This window comes from Rhizobium sp. NZLR11, assembly GCF_019685115.1.
Taxonomy (GTDB): domain Bacteria; phylum Pseudomonadota; class Alphaproteobacteria; order Rhizobiales; family Rhizobiaceae; genus Rhizobium.
Genome location: NZ_JABDWD010000001.1, coordinates 244,502 through 261,192, shown reverse-complemented (window position 1 = coordinate 261,192; position 16,691 = coordinate 244,502). Strand labels below are relative to the sequence as shown.

Below are 16,691 nucleotides of genomic sequence, written 5' to 3'. Positions count from 1 at the left end.
CGGCGTGAAACGTGCAATCATCCTCCTGAGGCGCAGGGCGATCAGCAGTATTCCGGTGCTGCTGATCGTGGTGATCTTCACCTTTTTGCTGCTCGAATCCGCTTCGGGCGATGCCGTCGACGCCTATCTTGGCTCGATCGGGGGCGGCGATGCGGCACTCAGGCAGTCGCTGCGCGAAAGCTATGGCCTCGACCGGTCCGTGCTCGCGCGCCTGTGGCTCTATCTTTCCTCGCTTGCCCGGCTCGATCTCGGCTGGTCGGTGGCCTTCGGGCGGCCGGTCGGCGCACTAATTGCCGAACGCCTGCCCAACACGCTGCTGTTGATGGGCAGCGCCACCGCGCTGTCTTTCGGCTTGGGCTCGGCGCTCGGTATCCTTGCCGGCGCCCGGCCGGGCACCCTTCGCGACCGATTGCTGTCGATCGGTTCGCTGATTGTCTACGCCATTCCGAGCTTCTGGCTCGGCCTGGTTCTGAGCATCGCCTTTTCGGTGACGCTGCGCTGGTTTCCGATCGCCGGCATCGAGACGATCGCTTCCGGCAAGACAGGATTGTCGCGCGCGCTCGACATTGCCGATCATCTGGTCCTGCCGGTCGGCGCGCTCGCCTTGATCTATCTCGCCCTGTTCCTGCGGGTGATGCGCGCCGGCATGGCGGAGGCCTGGAAGCTGGATTTCGTGCTCTTTGCCCGCGCCAAAGGTCTGTCGCGCAGTCGCATCGTGCTACGCCACGTGGCGCGCAATGCGCTGCTGCCGCTCGTCACCATGCTCGGGCTACAATCGGCGGCCATGCTCGGCGGCAGCGTGGTGATCGAGAGCGTCTTTGCTATTCCCGGGTTCGGGCGGCTGGCGCAGGAGGCGGTCAACGGCCGCGACGCGCCGCTGTTGATGGGTATTATCGTTACCAGTGCCGTCCTCGTTATTTCGGTCAACTTTCTCGTCGATCTCGTCTATGCCGCGCTCGATCCGCGCATCGGCGCTTCGGAGGGCAATGCATGAGCCGTCTCCGCCGCCTCCTCAGCACGCCGGAAGGCGCGGTCGGGCTTGTGATCCTTCTCGTCCTGCTTGCGGTTGGGCTGCTTGCTCCGATCATTTCGCCGGGCGATCCGCTGAGAATTGCCGGCCGGGCGCTGCTTCAGCCATTCACCGATCCAGGTTTTCCGCTTGGCACCGACCGGCTTGGCCGCGACGTGGTGGCGGGCTTACTCTATGGTGCGCGAACCTCGCTTGCCGTCGGCCTTGCGGCAGCGTTTTCGGCCATGCTGCTTGGCCTCTGCGTCGGCATGGCGGCCGGTTTTGCCGGCGGGATCGTCGACGAGGCGCTGATGCGCGTGGTCGACGCTTTCCAGATCGTGCCGGGCTTTCTGCTCGCCCTTGCCTTCGTCAGCACCATCGGGGTCTCGATGCCTGTCGTCGTCCTTGCCATCGCGCTTGGCACATGGGCCGATCCGGCGCGGCTGACGAGAGCGCAGGTGCTGGCGATCCGCGAGCAGGATTACGTCGCCTCTGCAAGGGTGATCGGCATGCATCCGGCCGAGATCGCCTTCCGGGAGATCCTGCCGAACGCTTTGCCGCCGGTGCTGGCGCTGTCGGCCACCATTGTCGCCGGCGCAATTCTCACCGAGGCAGCACTTTCCTTTCTTGGTCTTGGCAATCCCAATATCGCCACCTGGGGCTCGATGATCGCCGAGGGCCGCAGTGTGCTGCGTTCGGCCTCCTATCTCTCGGTCCTACCGGGGGCGGCACTCGCCGTCACCGTGCTCGGCGTCCATCTCTTCAGCGAAGGTATTAGCAAGGCGCTTGGCGATGACGGCGTGAGGGCGGCATGAACGGCGTTTTCTGCAGCCTGCGGCAGCTTTCGGTCACCTACGGGCGCGGCAGGAACAGTGCTGCCGCGCTCGACCATATCGATCTCGATATCGCTACAGGCGAAAGGCTTGCGATCATCGGCGAAAGCGGCTCCGGCAAGAGCACCGTCGCCCGCGCGCTCGCCGGCCTGCTGCCGGAGGGAACGAGAGTTGGCGGCGAGGTGTTTTGGCCTGGGCTTGGCCATCCGCCCCGCCCTGGTCGCGATTTCGGCTTCGTCTTCCAGGATCCGGGCGCGAGCCTCAATCCCGTGCTGACGGTCGGCGAACAGGTCGCCGAAGGCGCGAGGCGCCATCTCGGCGTCAGCTGGAAACAGGCCTATATCAGGGCCGAAGAGCTGCTTGGGCGGGTGCGGATACCGCAGCCTGACAAGGTGATGCGGGCTTTTCCGCATCAGCTTTCCGGCGGTCAGCGCCAGCGCGTGGCGATCGCCGCAGCCATTGCCGCGAAACCAGCGCTGCTGATCGCCGACGAAGCGACCAGCGCGCTCGATGTCGTCGTCCAGGCCGAGATCGTCCGCCTGCTCGACGGGCTGGTTCGCGAGGACGGCATGACGCTGCTTTTCATCACGCACGACATCGCCCTTGCCTCCGGCTTCGTCGATCGCATCGCGGTTTTCTGCGACGCGAGGCTGGTCGAGGCGGGACCGGTCCGTTCAGTGCTTTCGGCGCCGAAAAGCGTTTATACCGCCGCGCTCATCGCCAGCCACCGCGACCTCGCGACACCGCCGCTGATCGCGGAGGTGCCGTCATGAATGATACCCTGCTGTCCGTCGAAAACCTGGCGAAAGGGTTTTCTTCCGCAGGGCGTCGGGTTGCCGCCCTCGACAACGTGTCGCTGACGATTGCGGCCGGCGAAACACTCGGGCTCGTCGGCGCTTCCGGCAGCGGGAAATCGACGCTGTCGCGCATCCTGCTGCGGCTTCTTGCGGCCGATGCCGGCTCGATCCGCTTCGAGGGAGAGGATTGGCTAACGCTGAATGGCGCGACTTTGCGCCGCAAGCGGGCGCGCATGCAGATAGTGTTCCAGGATCCGCTGGCGGCCTTCAATCCGCTGGCGACTGTCGGCACTGTCCTCGATGATCCGTTGCGCATCCATGGCGTCGTCCCGAAAGACCAGCGCCCCGGCGAGATCGCCATGCTTCTCGAGCGTGTCGGTCTGGCTGCAGATTATGCCACTCGTCCCGTTCGTGCGCTCTCCGGCGGCCAGCGACAGCGTGTGGCGATCGCGCGGGCGATTGCGACACGGCCCTCGTTGCTTGTGCTCGACGAAGCGGTCTCGGCACTCGACGTCACCGTGCGCGGCAGGATCCTCGAACTTCTGGTCGATCTGCAGAAGGAACAGGGCATTGCCTGTTTGTTCATTTCGCACGATCTTGCCGTGGTCCGCGCCGTCTCCCACCGCATCGCCGTCATGGAAGGCGGGCGGATCGTCGAGATCGGCCCGGCAGCGGCGGTCGTTGCCGCGCCGCAATCCGATGCCGCCCGCGCGCTTGTTGCCGCTGTCCCCCGTCTCGTCACGGATCCATCTTGAAGGAAGTATCCATGTCCGATCTTGGTTGGAATCCCCTGCATGGCGCGCCCTCCTATCCACCAGAGCGCTATGCCGTTCTTGCCGACAGAATTGGCAGCATCTTGAGCAGCGGCAACGACATATTGCTGGTGCAGGCAGAGGCGATGGTGGCGCTGGAGGCGGCGGCGGTCAGCCTTGCCCGTCCGGGCCTTACGGCGCTCAACATCGTCACCAGCCCCTATGGCGGCTGGTTCGGGCAATGGCTGCGGCGAGGTGGTGCTGCGGTCAAGGATATCATCGCCGAACCAGGGCGGCCGACGGAGATCGAGGCGATCGCCGAGGCGCTGGACGCCGGCCCGTCTATCGATGTGCTCGCCCTGGTTCATGCGGAATCGGCAAGCGGCATTCTCAACCCCCTCCCTGAGATACTGGCGCTTGCGCGTGCCCGCGGCATCGTCACCGTCGTCGATGCGGTCGCCTCGATCGGCGGCCATCGGCTCGACGTCGACGATCTCGGCATCGACATCGCGGTGATCGGTGCGCAGAAGGCGCTTGGCGGTCCAGCGGGCGTCTCGGCGCTCTCGATCAGCCGGCGCGCCTGGGGCCTCATTCTGAGCGATGGCGCGCCGCGCGATTCGATCCTGTCGTTGGCCGATCTGAAGACCTGGGTCGACGGCGGACGGCGCGGCCTGCCGGGAACGCCGGCGCCGTTGGAATTCTTCGCGCTCGAAACCGCACTCGACCGCATCGAGGCCGAAGGCCTGGAGAATGTCGTCGCCCGCCATGCACTGGCAGCATCGGCAACACGGGCGGGGCTTGCAGCGCTCGGCGTGGGGGTCTGGGTGCCGGCAGCCAAAGCTTCGAACCTGGTGACGGCGGTGCCGATGCCGAAGGCACTGGCGCCTGATGCGCTGATCGCCGCCGCGGGGCGGCTGGGAGTGGAGCTGACCGAAGGTGTGGGAACCGCGCCGGCCCGCCTCGTCCGGCTGAACCATACAGGTCCGCGCGCCGCATTCCAGGCGGTGCTGTCGAACGTCGTGGCCTATGGCGCCGCCCTCAGGCAGGCCGGTTATCCCACGGATGTCGCCGCCGCTGCGGAGGCGATATGCGAGGCCTACTGCCGCTGAAAGCCGTATCCGGCCCTTGATAATCACGGCGCGTCAAGGCAGGAGAGTAGCATCGCGGAGATTTGTGCAGATGACGAGATTGCTGGATGCGCAGGGCCTGGAGATTTCACATGAGGGACATCGCACCCGTCTGAAATGGCACCGGCTGCGCAAACGCTTTGCCGATCCGCTGTTTTCCGCCGCGGTCATGGCGGAGGGATTTGCAGCAGGTGCCTCGATGGAACTCGATTTGCGGGTGCGCGCCGATGGCGGTTTCGTCGTGCTGCACGACGAAGATCTCGAAGGCGAAACGACAGGATATGGGCCGATCGTTGAGAAGAGCCTCGCCGACCTCCGGGATATCAGGATGCAGGAGGGCGGCCGGCCGCTCATCCTGAGCGAGGATCTCGCCGCCATGATGCAATCGACGCATCCGGCCGCACTGCTGCAATTCGACATGAAGGACGATTTCGAAGCGATCGGCGCCGGCGGCATCGAGCATCTTGCCGAGCATTTCCGGGATATCGCCGCCTCGGTGATCGTCAGCGGCGGCAGTCTCGACCTGATCGTCGCGGTCAAGGAGAAGCTTCCGCATCTCTTGCGCGGCATCGATCCGACCGACAAGCTCTACGATATCGGGAACGCCAGCGGCTGGAAGGCTGTCGAGACGGCATTGCGCGCCGATCTGCGCGGCCCGACCGAACCGGACACGGTCTATCTCCACTGGCCGCTGATCCTTGCCGCCGCCAATGGAGGTCTCGATATGATCGCGCTCTGCCAGGACGAAGGCAAACGGGTCGATGCCTGGACCTTTACCTTGAAGGATCCGGCGGCCGGTTTCAGCGAAGAGGAATGGCGGAACTTCCAGGCGCTGATGGCCCTGAAGCCGGACCAGATCACCACCGACGAGGCACCGGCGACCGAACGCGCCTGGCGCCGACGCATGGCGGATTAACCGTTGGGCGTGAGCCCCTCGATGTCGAGGATGAAGGCGAATTCGCCGGCCAGCCCCGGTGAGTGGGCGATGACCGGTCCGCCATCCGCAAGCAGCCTGTCGACCGGCGGCATCGCCACCGTGGCGCCGGCCTCTTCGGCGATCAGCGCGCCGGCGAGCATGTCCCAGGCATTGAGATGGCGTTCGTAATAGAGATCGGCAGCACCCTCGGCGACGCGAACGAGATCGATGGCGGCCGCGCCTGTGCGGCGATAGTCCATGCCGCGTTCGTGGAGCCGCTTGGAGAGCGCAAGATGGTCGTCAAAACTCGTCTTGCGGGAATGGCCGAGAATGACGAGCGCATTGGCGGGATCGGCGGTCGCCGCTGCATGGACAGGAATTCCGTCCTTGAAGGCGCCGCCGCCGCGGACGGCGTGAAAGACCTTGTCCTCGGTGGCATCGTAGACCACGCCGATTTCGACCTTGCCGGCGACGACGAAGGCGATCGAGACGCCCCAATGCCGGAAGCCCCTGATATAGTTGGTCGTGCCGTCGATCGGATCGACGACCCAGGTGCCGGCCTCGCTCGATCGCCCGCCACTCTCTTCGCCCATGAACGTATCGCCCGGAAAGCGTAAGAGCAGCCCATCGCGGATCGCCTGTTCGGCCTTCCTGTCGGCGATGGTGACGAAGTCCTGCAATCCCTTGTTCTCGACGGCCAGCGTGCCGGAGTTCGAGTCGCGCCGAAACCGGGCCGCTTCCCGTCCGACCTCGAGGGCGATGGCGATCGCGACCTCAGCACGGGCGTGGATGGCAGCGGCGTCGAATGCGGAATTCATCAGGCGGTCCTTCTTTTTACCAATGTCACTGGCGTGAATTCGACACGCGCCGTCAAATCCGGCTCGGCCATCCGGCTGATCAGCAGGTCGACCGTCTGTGCGGCCTGAATGTCGCAGGGTTGGCGGATGGTCGTGAGGTCGTAGGCGGCCCAGCTTGCCTGTGGAATGTCGTCGTGACCGATGATGGAGAGCGGCGGTGCATCATCGCGGCCGCGGCCCTGCATGACACGGTCGAGCACGCCGCAGGCCATGTAGTCATTGGCGCAGAACAAGCCGTCGATGCCGGATGCGGCGAGTTCGGCTGCGGCATCATAGCCGCTCTTGTAGTCGTTGACCCTGAGCTGCAGGAACTGCGCCTCGGTCCCGAGCTGCTTGCAGCGCGCAAGGAACGCCTCGCTGCGCCGCCGCGCCGTATAGGATATGGCAGGAGCCGCCATGACGGCGGGCCTCTGCACACCGCAGCCGATCAGATGGTTGGCGGCGAGATGGCCGGCCATGCGATCGTCGGAGATGATGCGGTCGACGAACGGGATGTCGTTGCCCTTGTTGATGAGCACGATCGGCACGCCTTCGGCCGCACATTGCTCGCAGATTTCGGTTGGCGGGGCATCCGAGGTGACGATGACGCCTGAGACGGCGTAGTGCAGCAGTTGGCCAATGACCGTCGACGTATCCGCCTCCTGCGAGGTCGGCAGCAGGATGGGGCGGAAATTGCGGGCGATCAGCACCCTTGCCAGGTTCTCGATCTGCAGCGTGCGGAACGGATTGTCGAGGCCGGCGGCGACGAGGCCGACGAGATCGGAGCGTTTGTTGGTCAGGCTCCGAGCAAGATAGTTCACCCGATAGCCGAGTTCCTTGGCGGCTTCAAACACCTTCTCGCGTGTCTTTGGCGAGACGCTGGCATCGGGCGTGAAGGCGCGCGACACCGCGGCGCGCGAGACACCGGCCACACGCGCCACGTCGAAGGAGGTTACCTTGCGCGGTCCCTTATCCCTGTCTGCCAACTGTTTTTTCCTCAACCGCCGACGGCCGCATCAGATCGGGCAGATCCGTGCAGATGCCGAGAACCGGAAGTTTCATGATGTCATTAAGAATGGTCCGCCGCTCCTCGTGCCAGAGCACGATCTCGCGGCCCGCCTCGAAAGCGCGGTGCATCAGCGCTTCGGTCACCAGATCCTGCGGCCGCTCACCTGCCCTCTCCCAGCAGAGATGCAGGATATCGGCGCCGGCCTCGTCGCCGAGCCCATGTGGATCGTGGCCGACTTGGATCAGTACCGAAAGCGGGAAGTCGCAGGCCGCGTCGCGGAGTTCGCGCACCTGCGCCGTATCGAAGGAGCCGAGGCAGGCAAAACGCTGGTTCATCTCGGCAAGATGCCGCCAGCAGAGCATGCCGGTCCTGGGCGCCTTAAGCTCGACATAGAGACCGGTTCCAGTCTCGCGGCCGAGTGCAGCCACCTCCGAAAAACTCGGCACGTCGACGCCGTCGAGGGCTGCGAGTTCGGCCGCCGTCATTTCGGAAATGCGGCGGTCGATGCCGAAGACACGCTCCAGATGGTCGTCATGCGAGACGACGACGACGCCGTCCCGGGTCAGCTGCGTGTCCAGCTCCCACATCTCAGCGCCGAGTTCGGCGGCGCGGCGGAAGGCAGCGATCGTGTTCTCGCGTTCATGGCCGCTGGCGCCGCGATGGCCAATGCAGAAGGGAAGATGGCCCTTGGCCGTCGGCCAGCCGTGACGGGTGAAAAATGCCTGGAAATCGCGGGTCATCAGAGCCTCCTGCCATGTTCGTCGAAGACGAAGACGCCGCGGCTGTCTATCGCCCAGTGGACATCGTCACCGACATGGATGTCGCTGCGCACCGGCTGGATCGAGCGCAGCAGCGGCCCGCCGGCAAGCGCCACGTCGTAGAGGTTCTCGCGACCCTGCGTTTCGGCGAAGGTGACCTTGCCGGAGACGGGGACGTCGCCCGCCGGGGTGAAGTGCTCCGGCCGGACGCCGAGCATCAGCTTCGTGCCCTCGGCGGCACCGACGGAGCCTGGCAATGGCACCCGAATCTGGCTTTCCGGGATTGCGAAGGCGCCCCTGTCCACGACGCCGCGCAGGAAGGTGATCGGCGGATTGCCGAGGAAGCCGGCGACGAAGGCGGTTTTCGGATCATTGTACATCTCGGCCGGCGTGGCGATCTGGACGATCTCGCCTTCCTTCATGATGGCGATGCGGTCGCACATGCTCATCGCTTCCACCTGATCGTGGGTAACGAGAATGGCGGTAATGCCGGTTTCGCGCTGCAGGCGGCGGATTTCCGAGCGCATTTCGAGACGCAGCTTGGCGTCGAGATTGGCAAGTGGCTCGTCGAGCAGCAGCACGTCGGGCTTGCGGATCAGCGCTCGCGCCAGCGCAACACGCTGCTGCTGGCCGCCAGAAAGCTGCGCCGGGCGGCGTTCCATAAGATTGCTGATATGGACGAGCCCGCAAATGCGCTCGACCTCCTTGCGGATTTCGGCAGCGTTGACGGCCTTCACCTTCAGGGGAAAACCGATGTTCTCGGCAACCGTCATGTGCGGATAGAGCGCATAGGACTGGAAGACGACGCCGACATTGCGGGCCTGGCTCGGCAGGTCCGTAACGTCACGGTCGCCGAAGAGGATGCGTCCGCTGGTCGGCCGGTGGATGCCGCAGACCGAAAAAAGTGTCGTCGATTTGCCGCAGCCGGAAGGGCCAAGCAGCGCCAGCATCTCGCCGTTGCCGACTTCGAGCTGCATGTTCTCGATGACCTTGGTGGAGCCGAAGCTCTTCGAAAAATTGTCGAGAAGGATGCGCATCAGCCTTTGCTCCCGCCGCCGTAGATGTTCATGAGATACTTGTTGAAGAGTGCATAAGCGATCAGCACCGGGATGAGATAGAAGAGGCCGACCGCCTTGAACATATTGAAATCGTAATTGTTGTCGTCGGCGAGGAAGCCCGCGAGATAGACCGACAGCACTTGCACCTGATTGCCCGGCGCCAGCACCTGCGGCAGGATGAACTCGCCCCAGCCGGCGAGGAAAGAGAACAGGCCGAGCGCCATGATGCCGGGTTTGACCTGCGGCAGCACGAGGCTGCGCCAGACCCGAAAACGCGAAGCGCCGTCGACGACGCCGGCCATTTCGATTTCCCACGGCACGGTGTCGTAAAAGCCCTTCATCAGCCAGATGCCGAGCGGCAGGTCGATCGCCGCCTTCACCAGGATGACGCCGATCAGTGAGTTATAGAGGCCGATCATCTGCAGCACGATGAAGATGGCGATGATCAGCGTCACCGACGGGAAGGCGTGCAGCACCATGACACCGGCGAGGAAGAAGCCGCGCGCCGGCACATTCAGCCGTGACAGCACATAACCGGCCATCGACGAGATGATGAGCACCAGGCTGGTGGTGCAGGCTGAAAACAGCAGCGTATTCAGCGTCACCTGCCAGATGTTCGCCTTGCCCGCCGTCGTCTGCCACAGGAAGCGCCAGTGATTAAGTGTCAAACCGGAGGGCAGCAAGGCATCCGGCTGTTTCACCGTCACGGTGTCGAGAAACAGATAGACATACATCAGCAGCAGCGGCAGGCTGACGATGGTCAGCGCCGTTATGACAGGCCAACTGCGGTAGTTTGCCGAGGGCTGCGAGCGTTCGGCCATGGTCAATCCTCGATCAGGGGCTTGGCGACAAGCGTGCCGTAGTTGAAGACGCGCAGATAGAGGAGCGACAGCGTCACGCCGATGACGACGAGCACCAGCGCCATGGCCGCGCCCAGCCCGTATTCGAGATTGCCGGCATAATTCCGGAGCGCGGTGTGATAGGCCGCAAGCGCCCATACCTCGGTGGCGTTGCCCGGCCCGCCATTGGTGGCAAGCAGGATTTCATTGAACGACGCCAGCAGCGACAGCGTCTGGTAGCAGGTGACGAAGAGGATCGGCCAGCGCATCTGCGGCAGGATGATGTAGCGGATCTGCTGCCAGCGCGAGGCGCCGTCGACCTCGCTCGCGTAGAACTGGCTCTTCGGAATGGCTTTCATTGCCGAGGAAAACACCAGCATTCCCATCGAAGCGCCGATGAAGCCGTTGATCAACACGACGAAGAACCAGGCATTATAGGCGGTGTCGAGCAGGTAGTTCTTCGGGAGGTAGCCGAACTTGCCCATCAAAATAGAGATGAAGCCGCTGTCCCAGGCGAGCCACTTCCACAGCAGCACGTAGATGACGACGGGCGTGATGCGCGGCAGGAGCCAGATGCCGCGAAAGATCGAGGCAGGCGCCGGCGGCATATAATGTGTCCAGATGGCAAGCAGCAGGGCATAACCGACATTGAAGAGCGTCAGCACCAGCGCGACATAGAGCACGGTATTGAAAAGCACACGCGCCATGTCGGGCGAACTGGCCATGCGTGAGAAATTCTCGGTCGTCCAGGTCCAGCCGGTATAGGTGGTCTTGGCGACGATTTCCTTCTGCTCCGGCGTCAGCTTGAAACCCAGCTTGTCCAGCGCTGAAAAGAGCTGCTCCTTGCTGTCGAAGCGGGTGTTGAGGACGGAACGGTTGAACTGTTCGGAGGTCTGCTTGACCTCACGTGTCGAAGGTCGCTCGGCGAGATCCTTGATCATGCGCTCGACATCGCGGCGTGCCGGGAAGACCTCGCCGATATGTTTGGCGCGCAGTTCCGCGACAATTCCCGGCGCCATCCCGAGGCCCTCGACGGCCGTGAGGCCCGCCTCGTCGATTGTGTAGCGCGGTTCGGCCATCTCGGCAGCGATCTCGGGCATCGCCGATTTCAGCGCTATCAGGGAGTTGGGGGCGATCTGGTAGACGCCGCCGGAAATGCCGGTCGCCGTCGTCATGTTGGTCATCGAGAAGACTGCCGTCAGAACCACCGGCATCAGGAAGAACAGGATGATCATGACCGCCGCAGGCGCGATCATCACCAGTCCGAGCGTTCTGGACGATTTCATGGAAGACCTCCTCGCGGAACCGACCGGGCGGCGGGGTTGCCGCCACCCGGAGGCATGTTTCAGCGAATGACGATCTTGTCGCCGAGCGTGCTTTTCAGCTCGCTCTCGGCATCGCCGACGGCGGCGTCGACGGTCTTGGCGCCGGTCCAGGACGCTTCGAGGTTCTTCCACATGATGTTCCAATATTTGCCGAAATCGGAATTGTTCGGCATCGCATTGGCATGCGGGAGCAGGCGCTCGGTGGCTTCGCGGGTCCAGCGGTCGGCCGAGTAGAAGTCGACGGTGGATTCCGACTTGGAGATGCCGAGATGGGCCGATTTGACCGCATGCAGCGCGTTGGTGCGCGGCTCGGAGGCGATCTTGATCAGCTGGGCGGCGATCTCCGTGTCTTCCTTGTCGTGACCTGCGGTCAAGAGGTAGACGAGCGGATGGGTCAGCGTGTTGGCCTTGCCGCCTTCGCCGGCGGGGATCAGCGTGAAGATCACATTGCCGAAGAAGTCCTTGAGGCCTTCCTGGTTGACGAGGCGGGCATAGTGCCAGGTGCCGCCGTCCCAGATGCCAGCCTTGCCGGTGGCGACTTCCTTCCACCACTGGTCGCCCGGCATGCCGATATGGTTCTTCTTGGTGACACCTGATTTCACAGCATCGGCGAAGAACTGATAGGTGCGGGTCATCGCGGCCTTGTCGAAAACGAGCTTGCCGCCTTCTTCCATCGTGCCGCCGAAGCTGGTGTAGAACTGCCAGTAGTCAGGTCCGTTGCTGGTGCGGGGATAGAAACCGTAGCCGGGCTGGACGAGGCCCTTGTCCTGCATCTTCTTGGCGTCTTCGAGCAGGTTCTTCATGGTATACTTGCCGTCCTGCACACTCTGCGGCAACGCATCCAGATCGGCGTCGCTGTAGCCGATCGCCTTCATGTAGGGCTTCCAGAAGAACATCGGACGGGACTCGGCATCCTGCGGAATGCCGTAGACGGTGCCGTTGTAAGAGGCGATCTTCAACAGGTTTTCATAGATGTCGCTGAGCGGCCAGGAGTCGAGATCGACGTAATCCTCGATTGGAACGATGAGGCCTGCCTGCGACCAGGGCGCGATGTCTTCATGGCCGCTGACGACGATGTTCGGCGCGGTCTTGGCTTCCGCGGCAAGGGTCAGCGCCTGCTTGAAGTCCTCCCAGGCGGTATAGGGCTTCTTCTCGACGGTGATCTTCAGGTCTTCGCCCTTGAGGGCGGCTTCGCGCTGCAGCTGCTGGGCTGCGATCTCGATGGCGTCCAGGCGATAGACGTCGTTAGGGCCGGTGCCGCCAGCCCAGACGCTAATGTGAACGTCCTTGGCGAGCGCAATTGCAGAGCTCGAGGCCAGGATGGCGGCCGCGACGGCAAGGGATTTCAGTGTCGGCAAGATGGTCATTTTCTTCGTCTCCCTAGAAGAGCAGTGTGAAGCCTCTTGGCGGGTCAGCACTGCTGATGATGGCCGCTCCGAAACCCCACGAAAACGTGACGATGTCCGCTCTAAGGCTTCGATGTAACGGCCGAATGACAAAATTGAGCACGTGTGCAAAATTATTATGACGATGTCTGGGCGACTTGCAAGCGGCGGTTTTCGGCCTGTGCCTTTTGCGCTGCAAATTGCGCTTTTCCTCCTGCAGCGCCGCGCTCTTCGAGACGCGCAAGGGACGCTGCAGCACTTTCGATCCGCGCATCGTGCTTTCCGAAAATCGGTTCCGATTTCCGGGCCGATGCGCTAGCATCCGGCCATGAGCATTGAATCCGTCCGCGCTTTCCTGCGTGCGCATGCACCCGATATCGACATCATCGAAACCGCCGAGAGCTCCTCGACGGTAGCGCTTGCCGCTGAAGCCCATGGCGTCGAGCCCGCCCAGATCGCCAAGACGATCTGCCTGCGCGTCGGCGAGCAGATGATGCTGGTCGTTGCCGGCGGCACGGCAAGGCTCGACAATCGCAAATTCAAGGACACGTTCGGAGCCAAGGGACGCATGCTCGACGCCGAAGAGGTGGTGGCGGTCACCAGCCATCCGGTCGGCGGCGTCTGCCCCTTCGGCCTGCCCTCGCCGCTGCCCATCTATTGCGATATCTCGCTGAAACGCTTCGATGAAGTGGTGCCCGCGGCCGGCTCGACGAATTCGGCCGTGCGCATCGAGACCGGGCGGCTGGCCGAGCTGACCGGCGCCAGCTGGGTCGATGTCTGCCAGTAAGGCGGTGAAAAAACTTCAAACCTGCGAAAGAGTACCTATATTCTATCCTGACATGCCGTGACTGCGCATGACAGGAGATCAGGAATGCCGAGTGCCATTTCGCGTTTTGCCAAGTTCGCGGCAATTGCCGCTCTGACGAGCGCAACCGTTTTTGCTTCCCTTGACGATGCAGAAGCGCGCCGGGCCGGCAGCGGCGGTTTCGGAAGCCGCGGTACCCGCACCTTCCAGGCTCCACCTGTCACCCAAACCGCGCCCGCCCCCGTCGCGCCGATCGAACGATCGATGACGCCGCGTCCGCAGACGACGGCACCTGCGACCGCGCAGCAGCCCTTCGGCGCCCAACGCCCCGGTCTCTTCGGCGGCTTTGGCCGTTCGATGATCGGCGGCCTGATTGCCGGCGGCCTCCTCGGCATGCTGCTCGGTCACGGTTTCGGCGGCGGCTTCGGCTTCCTCGGCATGCTTCTGCAGATCGCGCTGATCGGCGGCGCCATCGTGCTCGCCATGCGTTATTTCGCTAACCGCCGCCAGCCTTCCTACGGTGCCGGTGGCCAAAGCGGCTCCTTTAGCCAGTCCTATGGCATGTCGCCAGCACGCAACTCGTCCTTCCAGGTCCCGACGATTGGCTCGGCTGCCGGTTCAGGTTCGTCCTCGCGCGGCAACCGCCCGAGCGACGAGATCGGGCTCGCGCAGGCCGATCTCGACCAGTTCGAGGAATTGCTGACCGACGTTCAGACCGCTTACGGTGCCGAAGACTACGGTACGTTGCGCAAGCTGACGACGCCTGAGGCAATGTCCTATCTTGCCGAGGAGCTCGGCGAAAACGCCACCAACGGCGTGCGTAACCGGGTCTCCGACGTCAAGCTGCTGCAGGGTGATATCGCCGAGGCCTGGCGCGAAGATGGCGGGGAATATGCGACTCTCGCCATGCGTTACTCCTCGATCGATGCCATGGTCGAACGCGACAGCGGCCGCGTCGTTTCCGGCGACGATCGCCGCCCGAGCGAAAGCACTGAGGTCTGGACCTTCGTGCGCAAGCCCGGCGCAGACTGGAAGCTCGCCGCGATCCAGGGAAGTGAGCAGCGCGCCGCCTGAGGTGGCGCCTCTCCTGGCTTAATTCACCGCGACCGGTTTAGAACGCATGCGCGAAACCGTTTCGCGTTCCGCCCGCTTGCAGCGCATCGGCGGTAGGCCGCGATCCATCAGGTCCATGTCTTCGAGTACCATGTCGCCCATCTTCTTGAAGGCGCTGTCGAGCGCTCCGGCCCGGTGCGCCGAGCGGATGAAGCCTTTCAGGCTCCGCACCGGATGATCGGGCGGCAGCGGCTCTTGCGGATAGACGTCGCTTGCCGCGACGATTTGGCCTGACGAGACGGCCGCCATCAACGCTTCGAAATCGACGACGTCGGCGCGGCTGAGCAGGATGAAGGCCGCGCCCCTGCGCATGCTGGCGAAGGCCTCGGTGCCGAGAAATCCCTTGTTTTCGCTGGTGACGGCGGCGACGACGAAGACGAAATCGCTCTTTGTCAGAACATCGTCCAGGCTTGCCGGCTCGACTCCGTTTTCCTCGAGGATCGAGCGGGGCAGCCAGGGATCGAACACCCTGACGCGCGTCCTGAAGCCGGACAGCAGCCGGCGCAGCGCCTTGCCGAGATCGCCGAAGCCGACGATGCCGATCTCGGAACCGGCGATCAGCCGGGCGCTCGCATTGCCCTCCCCTCCCCAGAGTTCGAAGCCCTGGCGGAAAGCGACATCCGCATCGACGATGCCGCGCGCTAAGGCCAGCGCGAAGCCGAGACCGATTTCGGCGACCGGCTCGGCAAAAACCTGGCCTGTCGTCACGACATGAATGCCGCGCTCAAAAAGCACCTCATAGGGCATGTTGTTGAGAAGATTGCTTTCGACGTTGAGGATCGAGCGCAGGGCCGGCATTCTGGCCAGCGTTTCCGCCGAAAGCGGCGGCTGGCCGATGATATAACGTGTCCTGGCGAGGATCTCGTCACCGAGCCCGGCGATATTCTCGGGATCGGCCTCGACGATTTCGTATTTCGCATGCAGTTCGGCGCGCGCCTTGTCGTTGAAGATCAGATCGAGCGTGCGTGGCTCGGGCGCGCTGATCGCCAGCGGCCGTTCGATATTCGTCATGGGCGTCTCCTCCGTTGCGGGCCATTTGCGCCGTCTCCGCCGATGATTGATAGCCCCTGTGCGGGGCGGTTTCCAGGTGGATCTTGGGTTAACGGGAGAAGCTATCGAAAACGGCATTTGCCTATCAGATAAGCAATTGAATTGCCTTGCTATTTCATGGCATTTTCGTTGACGGCACGAATTCTTTGAACTAGCGTGATGCGCGCGACATGGAGCCGTGCCTGTGTTTGGCGGTGGCAGGATATTCGAAAACTCACGAGGGAATGAGCCATGAAATCAGCACTCAAGAGCGGCCTGCTTGCCTTGGCTGCCGCCGCGCTTCCAGCCGTCGCCTATGCACATACCGGTGTTGGTCAGACGTCCGGTTTTATCCATGGCTTCAGTCATCCGGTTTCCGGTCTCGATCATATCCTTGCCATGGTGATGGTCGGCGTTTTCGCATTTCAGCTCGGTGGTCGCGCCATCTGGCTGGTGCTGACGACCTTCGTTCTGGTGATGGCGTTCGGCGGTGCCCTCGGCGTTGCCGGCGTCAATGTTCCCTTCGTTGAGACCGGCATCGCGCTTTCCGTCGTCGTCCTCGGCGCCATCGTTGCCCTCAACGTCAAGGCTCCGACTGCGGTTGCGATGGGTGTCGTCGGTCTCTTCGCGATCTTCCACGGCCACGCCCACGGCGCGGAAATGCCGGAGAATGCCGCCGGTGCCGCTTATGCCGCCGGTTTCATGATGGCGACCGCATTGCTGCATGTCGGCGGCCTCGCCCTTGGTTACGTCATCGGCCGCGCCGGCGAACGTCAGGGCGTCTTCGTCACGCGTGCGGCTGGTGGTATTGCAGCGATATCCGGCGTCGGCATTCTGGCCGGCTTGATCTGAGCCTGACGGCACTCCAGCCGCCTCCACACGTCACCGTCCAATGAGAACGCCCGGCATGCGCAACGCAATGCCGGGCGTTTCTGCATTATTGCTGCAAAGTGCGGCGGACTTGACCCAAATCAAATCCAGCCACGCCGCGTCAGGCTATATCTGACGCACGATCAACGAACGGACGTCCAAATTGACGCAGGGCCGCCTTGCCGGTTGTCGGCGAGGTGCGAAAGTCAGTATAGTGATTTCAGAAATTT

The 16,691-nt window shown here is 63.4% G+C and carries 17 protein-coding genes; 9 read left to right on the top strand and 8 right to left on the bottom strand.

Translation table 11 applies throughout. The features are described from left to right. Positions 1 to 4 precede the first annotated feature (4 nt). From HJB83_RS01220 to HJB83_RS01195, 6 genes are all read left to right on the top strand, one after another. Positions 5 to 994 carry an ABC transporter permease gene (locus tag HJB83_RS01220; RefSeq protein WP_207585895.1) on the top strand — a complete coding sequence of 330 codons (990 nt, stop codon included), beginning with the start codon at positions 5 to 7 and terminating at the stop codon, positions 992 to 994. Beyond that, positions 991 to 1,824 (top strand): ABC transporter permease, encoded by an 834-nt coding sequence (locus tag HJB83_RS01215; protein ID WP_207585894.1) that lies wholly within the window; start codon positions 991 to 993, stop codon positions 1,822 to 1,824. The genes HJB83_RS01220 and HJB83_RS01215 overlap by 4 nt, the downstream gene beginning before the upstream one ends. Beyond that, positions 1,821 to 2,615, top strand: a complete 795-nt coding sequence (locus HJB83_RS01210) for an ABC transporter ATP-binding protein (protein WP_207585893.1) — start codon at positions 1,821 to 1,823, stop codon at positions 2,613 to 2,615. Before HJB83_RS01215 ends, HJB83_RS01210 begins: the two co-directional genes overlap by 4 nt. Next, complete coding sequence (locus tag HJB83_RS01205; protein ID WP_207585892.1) at positions 2,612 to 3,394, top strand: ABC transporter ATP-binding protein; 783 nt, start codon at positions 2,612 to 2,614, stop codon at positions 3,392 to 3,394. The genes HJB83_RS01210 and HJB83_RS01205 overlap by 4 nt, the downstream gene beginning before the upstream one ends. Before the next feature lie 11 nt (positions 3,395 to 3,405). Continuing rightward, on the top strand, positions 3,406 to 4,500 hold the full coding sequence (locus HJB83_RS01200) for an alanine--glyoxylate aminotransferase family protein (protein ID WP_221131189.1): 1,095 nt from the start codon (positions 3,406 to 3,408) through the stop codon (positions 4,498 to 4,500). Positions 4,501 to 4,570: 70 nt separating this feature from the next. Beyond that, entirely contained in the window at positions 4,571 to 5,434 is an 864-nt protein-coding gene (locus tag HJB83_RS01195) for a glycerophosphodiester phosphodiesterase family protein (protein ID WP_221131188.1), read from the top strand. On the opposite strand, the gene HJB83_RS01190 is transcribed toward HJB83_RS01195, so the two are convergent. The 7 genes from HJB83_RS01190 to HJB83_RS01160 are packed head-to-tail and all read right to left on the bottom strand — an operon-like array spanning position 5,431 to position 12,626. Beyond that, positions 5,431 to 6,252 (bottom strand): inositol monophosphatase family protein, encoded by an 822-nt coding sequence (locus HJB83_RS01190; RefSeq protein ID WP_207585889.1) that lies wholly within the window; start codon positions 6,250 to 6,252, stop codon positions 5,431 to 5,433. The genes HJB83_RS01195 and HJB83_RS01190 overlap by 4 nt on opposite strands. Then, positions 6,252 to 7,256, bottom strand: coding sequence for a LacI family DNA-binding transcriptional regulator (locus HJB83_RS01185; RefSeq protein WP_221131187.1), 1,005 nt, complete (start codon positions 7,254 to 7,256; stop codon positions 6,252 to 6,254). Before HJB83_RS01185 ends, HJB83_RS01190 begins: the two co-directional genes overlap by 1 nt. Continuing rightward, positions 7,240 to 8,019 (bottom strand): glycerophosphodiester phosphodiesterase, encoded by a 780-nt coding sequence (locus HJB83_RS01180; RefSeq protein WP_221131186.1) that lies wholly within the window; start codon positions 8,017 to 8,019, stop codon positions 7,240 to 7,242. Before HJB83_RS01180 ends, HJB83_RS01185 begins: the two co-directional genes overlap by 17 nt. Further along, a complete protein-coding gene (locus tag HJB83_RS01175) occupies positions 8,019 to 9,074 on the bottom strand; it encodes an ABC transporter ATP-binding protein (protein ID WP_207585886.1) in 1,056 nt (351 codons plus the stop codon). Before HJB83_RS01175 ends, HJB83_RS01180 begins: the two co-directional genes overlap by 1 nt. Next, positions 9,074 to 9,916, bottom strand: coding sequence for a carbohydrate ABC transporter permease (locus HJB83_RS01170; RefSeq protein WP_207585885.1), 843 nt, complete (start codon positions 9,914 to 9,916; stop codon positions 9,074 to 9,076). The genes HJB83_RS01175 and HJB83_RS01170 overlap by 1 nt, the downstream gene beginning before the upstream one ends. 2 nt (positions 9,917 to 9,918) lie before the next feature. Further along, a complete protein-coding gene (locus HJB83_RS01165; protein WP_221131185.1) occupies positions 9,919 to 11,220 on the bottom strand; it encodes a carbohydrate ABC transporter permease in 1,302 nt (433 codons plus the stop codon). A 59-nt stretch (positions 11,221 to 11,279) separates the two neighbouring features. After that, complete coding sequence (locus HJB83_RS01160) at positions 11,280 to 12,626, bottom strand: extracellular solute-binding protein (protein ID WP_221131184.1); 1,347 nt, start codon at positions 12,624 to 12,626, stop codon at positions 11,280 to 11,282. 346 nt (positions 12,627 to 12,972) lie between these two features. On the opposite strand from HJB83_RS01160, the gene HJB83_RS01155 reads away from it, so the two are divergent. Further along, on the top strand, positions 12,973 to 13,431 hold the full coding sequence (locus HJB83_RS01155) for a YbaK/EbsC family protein (RefSeq protein WP_221131183.1): 459 nt from the start codon (positions 12,973 to 12,975) through the stop codon (positions 13,429 to 13,431). Positions 13,432 to 13,515: 84 nt separating this feature from the next. After that, entirely contained in the window at positions 13,516 to 14,523 is a 1,008-nt protein-coding gene (locus HJB83_RS01150; RefSeq protein ID WP_207585881.1) for a Tim44 domain-containing protein, read from the top strand. Between the two features lie 18 nt (positions 14,524 to 14,541). Here the strand turns inward: HJB83_RS01150 and HJB83_RS01145 are convergent, their stop codons facing one another. Beyond that, positions 14,542 to 15,573: a hydroxyacid dehydrogenase gene (locus HJB83_RS01145; RefSeq protein ID WP_221116207.1), complete on the bottom strand. Its 1,032-nt coding sequence runs from the start codon at positions 15,571 to 15,573 to the stop codon at positions 14,542 to 14,544. A gap of 270 nt (positions 15,574 to 15,843) precedes the next feature. Here HJB83_RS01145 and HJB83_RS01140 point away from each other — a divergent pair, with 270 nt between their 5' ends. Continuing rightward, positions 15,844 to 16,443, top strand: coding sequence for a HupE/UreJ family protein (locus HJB83_RS01140; protein ID WP_221131182.1), 600 nt, complete (start codon positions 15,844 to 15,846; stop codon positions 16,441 to 16,443). Positions 16,444 to 16,691 lie beyond the last annotated feature (248 nt).

Excerpts from the sequence above, each read along its gene's own strand:
- HJB83_RS01200 (WP_221131189.1), top strand. The coding sequence starts at position 3,406 with ATGTCCGATCTTGGTTGGAATCCCCTGCATGGCGCGCCCTCCTATCCA.
- HJB83_RS01150 (WP_207585881.1), top strand. The coding sequence starts at position 13,516 with ATGCCGAGTGCCATTTCGCGTTTTGCCAAGTTCGCGGCAATTGCCGCT.
- HJB83_RS01155 (WP_221131183.1), top strand. The coding sequence starts at position 12,973 with ATGAGCATTGAATCCGTCCGCGCTTTCCTGCGTGCGCATGCACCCGAT.
- HJB83_RS01160 (WP_221131184.1), bottom strand. The coding sequence starts at position 12,626 with ATGACCATCTTGCCGACACTGAAATCCCTTGCCGTCGCGGCCGCCATC.
- HJB83_RS01140 (WP_221131182.1), top strand. The coding sequence starts at position 15,844 with ATGAAATCAGCACTCAAGAGCGGCCTGCTTGCCTTGGCTGCCGCCGCG.
- HJB83_RS01210 (WP_207585893.1), top strand. The coding sequence starts at position 1,821 with ATGAACGGCGTTTTCTGCAGCCTGCGGCAGCTTTCGGTCACCTACGGG.
- HJB83_RS01190 (WP_207585889.1), bottom strand. The coding sequence starts at position 6,252 with ATGAATTCCGCATTCGACGCCGCTGCCATCCACGCCCGTGCTGAGGTC.
- HJB83_RS01145 (WP_221116207.1), bottom strand. The coding sequence starts at position 15,573 with ATGACGAATATCGAACGGCCGCTGGCGATCAGCGCGCCCGAGCCACGC.
- HJB83_RS01195 (WP_221131188.1), top strand. The coding sequence starts at position 4,571 with ATGACGAGATTGCTGGATGCGCAGGGCCTGGAGATTTCACATGAGGGA.
- HJB83_RS01205 (WP_207585892.1), top strand. The coding sequence starts at position 2,612 with ATGAATGATACCCTGCTGTCCGTCGAAAACCTGGCGAAAGGGTTTTCT.
- HJB83_RS01165 (WP_221131185.1), bottom strand. The coding sequence starts at position 11,220 with ATGAAATCGTCCAGAACGCTCGGACTGGTGATGATCGCGCCTGCGGCG.
- HJB83_RS01215 (WP_207585894.1), top strand. The coding sequence starts at position 991 with ATGAGCCGTCTCCGCCGCCTCCTCAGCACGCCGGAAGGCGCGGTCGGG.
- HJB83_RS01170 (WP_207585885.1), bottom strand. The coding sequence starts at position 9,916 with ATGGCCGAACGCTCGCAGCCCTCGGCAAACTACCGCAGTTGGCCTGTC.
- HJB83_RS01175 (WP_207585886.1), bottom strand. The coding sequence starts at position 9,074 with ATGCGCATCCTTCTCGACAATTTTTCGAAGAGCTTCGGCTCCACCAAG.
- HJB83_RS01180 (WP_221131186.1), bottom strand. The coding sequence starts at position 8,019 with ATGACCCGCGATTTCCAGGCATTTTTCACCCGTCACGGCTGGCCGACG.